Source organism: Pseudomonas borbori (genome assembly GCF_900115555.1).
Classification (GTDB): Bacteria; Pseudomonadota; Gammaproteobacteria; order Pseudomonadales; family Pseudomonadaceae; genus Aquipseudomonas; species Aquipseudomonas borbori.
In genome coordinates, this window is record NZ_FOWX01000079.1 from 1 (window position 1) to 3729 (window position 3729).

3 protein-coding genes are annotated in these 3729 nt (G+C 61.1%); 1 reads left to right on the forward strand and 2 read right to left on the reverse strand.

The features are described from left to right. Positions 1-459, forward strand: a 459-nt coding sequence (locus BM315_RS23935; protein ID WP_141124038.1) for a M10 family metallopeptidase C-terminal domain-containing protein, incomplete at its 5' end; no start/stop codon positions are given. A 317-nt stretch (positions 460-776) separates the two neighbouring features. On the opposite strand, the gene BM315_RS23940 is transcribed toward BM315_RS23935, so the two are convergent. Together BM315_RS23940 and BM315_RS23945 are read right to left on the reverse strand one after the other, a co-directional pair. Beyond that, positions 777-2777 carry a PhoX family protein gene (locus BM315_RS23940; RefSeq protein WP_090506161.1) on the reverse strand — a complete coding sequence of 667 codons (2001 nt, stop codon included), beginning with the start codon at positions 2775-2777 and terminating at the stop codon, positions 777-779. 364 nt (positions 2778-3141) lie between these two features. Beyond that, a complete protein-coding gene (locus tag BM315_RS23945; protein ID WP_244527378.1) occupies positions 3142-3609 on the reverse strand; it encodes a hypothetical protein in 468 nt (155 codons plus the stop codon). Between the last annotated feature and the right edge of the window lie 120 nt (positions 3610-3729).

Sequence of the window (3729 nt, forward strand, 5' to 3'; positions counted from 1 at the left end):
CTTGTCGGCAACAGTGCGGCTAACGTACTGAGCGGCGGTAACGGCAACGACACGCTCAACGGATCGTTGGGCAACGATACGCTCAGCGGCGGCGCAGGCAATGACCGGTTGATTGGTGGGGTAGGGAGAGACGTTCTCATTGGTGGTAGCGGTAATGACATCTTCGACTTCGATGCCTTCAGCGAGATGGGACTGACCAGCACGACCTGGGATGTCATCACCGACTTCACTCGCGGGCAAGACAGGATTGATCTCTCGACGCTCGATGCCAACACGGCAACCGTCGCCAATGATGCCTTCACGTCGTTGATCGGCAGCGCAACGGCCTTTACGACAGCAGGGCAACTGAAGCTGGTAGGGACAATCCTCTACGGCAATACCGACGCGGATGCGTCGGCCGAATTTGCCATCCAACTCACTGGCATCAATTCGTTATCAACTGCCGATTTCATCCTCTAAGCCATTCAGGGGGCTGTTCAGCCCCCTCCTCTTCCCGAATTCGCCGGCCAGACACATTACCGGCAGGTCCTCAGCCCAAGAGCAGCGCTGCTCTCCCGGAGGCCAAACTACGGGTCAGTCCGCCGCTGCTGATGAATTCAGTCCACAATTTCGCCTTTTGGCTTGCCGCTTGTAACCACTTACTGCCACGGGTATCAGGTCTTGAATTTTGCACGCGGACCAAACCGGGCGCCCAGTTACAAATGTCAGAGCCTTGGCGAATAGCCGTTATCGGTTGCTGACCGGCCAGGTCTGGCCGGTCAGCGGTTACCGCGGGGTTACAGCAGCCTGCGGCCATTGTCGCGGCTGATCACCACCGTGGCCGAGCGCGGACGTTTGCCCGCGCCGTCAGGCCAGGTGCTGCCGTCGTCCGGGTGCTGGATATTGACGAACAGCGTCTTGAAGTCCGGCGTCTGGCTGATGCCGGTGACCTCGCAACCAAGCGGGCCGACCAGGAAGCGTTTGACCTCACCGCTTTTCGGGTCCGCGACCAGCATCTGGTTGTTGCCGAACGGGCCGTTGCTGAGCTGGTTGCCGCTCATGTCGGTTTGAATCCACAAGTGTCCTTCGTCGTCGAACCACAGGCCGTCCGGGCTGGCGAGAATATTCTGTTCGTTCAACGGCTGGCCGTTGGGGTCGCGGCTATCGTCCACAGGGCCGCCGAGCAGGAAGATGTCCCAGGCGAAACGGTTGCCGGCAAAGTCGCGGCTGGCTTCGCGCCAACGGATGATGTGCCCGTAAGGGTTGGGGCTGCGTGGGTTGGCGGCATCGCCGGTGGTGCGACTGCTGTTGTTGGTCAGGGTGAAATAGACATCGCCGGTGTCCGGGTTTACCGCGCCCCATTCCGGACGATCCATCTTGGTGGCACCGACGATATCGGCGGCCAGGCGGGTATTGACCAGCACCTCACCCTGATCGGCGAAGCTCACGCCGGCGGCCGCACAGGCGCTCTGGAAGGCTGGGTCGGCGTGATCCAGGGCCAGCCAGGTGCCAGTGCCGTCGGCATCGAAACGGGCGACGTAGAGCGTGCCGATATCCAGCAAATGGTTTTTGTCGCGGCTTTTCCGGGGCCGGTAGCTGTCGCGGCTGACGTACTTGTAGATGTACTCGTTCTGCGCGTCGTCGCCGGAATAGCAGACCAGGCGTTTGCCGGGCTTGACCGGGGCGAACACCAGACCCTCATGGGCGAAACGGCCCAGGGCGGTGTGCTTGACCGGCACCGATTGCGGGTCGAACGGGTCGATCTCGACGATCCAGCCGAACTGATTCGGCTCGTTGCGATAGTCCTCGCTGGCGTCGGCGCCGCGGCGGCTGGCGTCGAAGCGCTGGAACTCATCGCCGGCCAGGGTCTCCCAGCCATAGCGGCTGGTTTTGCCAATGCCGTAGCGGCTGTGTTCGCGCGGTTGCTCGCCATCCTGGCTGGCGAAATAACCGGCCCAGTTCTCTTCGCAGGTGAGGTAGGTACCCCAGGGCGTATGGCCGTTAGCGCAGTTGTTTTGCGTGCCGCGGGCCCAGGTGCCGCTGTTGCTGTGGCGGGTTTTCATCAGCGCATGACCGCGGGCCGGACCGGCGATGATCATCGGGGTGGCGGCGGTGATCCGCCGGTTGCGCGGACTGCGCACGACCTGCCAGTCGCCCGTGGCGTTACGGCGGACTTCAACCACCGAAACGCCATGGGCATTGATCTCCTTACGCACCTCATCGGCGACGGTGCGTTTGCCGTCGACCGTGGTCGGGCCGTTGGGATGCAGCAGTTGCGCATCGATGTACTCGTGATTGAGTACCAGCAGGCCGTGATCGGAGCGCTTGCCGTGACCCGACTGCGCATCGATGGGGAAGAAGTGCATGCCGTCGTGGTGCATGCCGAGCTGTTCGGCCTGGTCCTGGGCGCTGTTGCTGGCGTCTTCGGCGAATGCCGGGTATCTGCCGGTGAGCGGCGTGCCCCAGGGGATAAAGGCTTTGGCGCTGAACCCGGGCGGTACGCTGACGGTGTCGGCGCGGGTAACCGCCACGGGCGAGAAGGGCAGACGATTGCGCTTGAAGGGCAGACCCTTGAGGCGTTCTTGCAACGCATCCAGTGGCTCGGCGGCTGCGGCACTGGTCGACAGGCCAATGCCGAGAAATGCCAGGGCACTGATAGCGGCCCCGCCTGCAACGACCTGGCGGCGCGCCAGACCTTGGTTGATTAGCTGGTTGATATGCGGGTTGCCGGAATGGTTGCTGGGGAGTTCATCACCATTGCCGAACAGCGTTGTGCTCTGTTCATCATTGGGGCTCATGCAAGGCTCCTTCAGGTTAATCGACGGGGCCTTGACGCTAACCAAGGAAGACGACGAAACCATGACAGCCCCTGTATCGCGGCGCACAACTCCATCGGTCGAATAAAACGCAAAAAAACCCAGCATTTCTGCTGGGGCTCTTTTGCCAACACACTCAACCTCGATCGTGGCCTCGGTTGAGTGAACCTGTTCTTGAAGAGCACGGGGGCTTTTTCACCGTCCCCTTTTTCACACAAAAGCCCCGCGGGTAAAACTCTGCGGGGCTTGTTGATAGCGCTGGCTTAAGCGGCGAAGCCACCGTCGATCGAGAGGCTGGCGCCCATGAAATGGGAAATGTGGGGACAGACCACGGTTTCAGTCAACCTCAGAGGTTTTGTTTCGGTCGCCCGGGCTTTCCGCTGGTCGCCCTCCGCCCCAGCATGCTTTCCACCTCTGCCGTAAACCTGGCATTACCAAGTGCATAGTTCCCGTTGGTGGCGGAACGGATTTGATCGACCAGGCCAGGCTCAAGCTGATGCCGAAAAAGCTCGCGATAGGACTCAGCCCGCGGCCCATCCGCCTCGCCCAACGCCTGGTACAAGGAATGCTGCTTGATCAATGCGGATTGCTCAGCCTGGGCATTCACTCGATAACTCGACCAACGATATTCCGCCGGATGCTCCACCATTCCAGCTCGCACCGGGTTCATCTCAATGTATCGATAGCAGGCCAGCACATAGCTCTCCTCCTGCATCAAGCAGGAGCGGAAGCGACCTTCCCACAGCGTGCCGCTACGACGATAAGTACGATTGATGTATTGCACATAGCGCTGACCAAGCCCCTTCATCAGCATCCCGGCACTTTCCGGCTTGGCCGGGGCCCCCGGTGTCAGGATAGTTGTCGCCTGATCGGATTCATCAAAAAACGAGGCCGGGGGCGGAAAGAGCTGTGCAATGCCGCGTTATTCACCTGA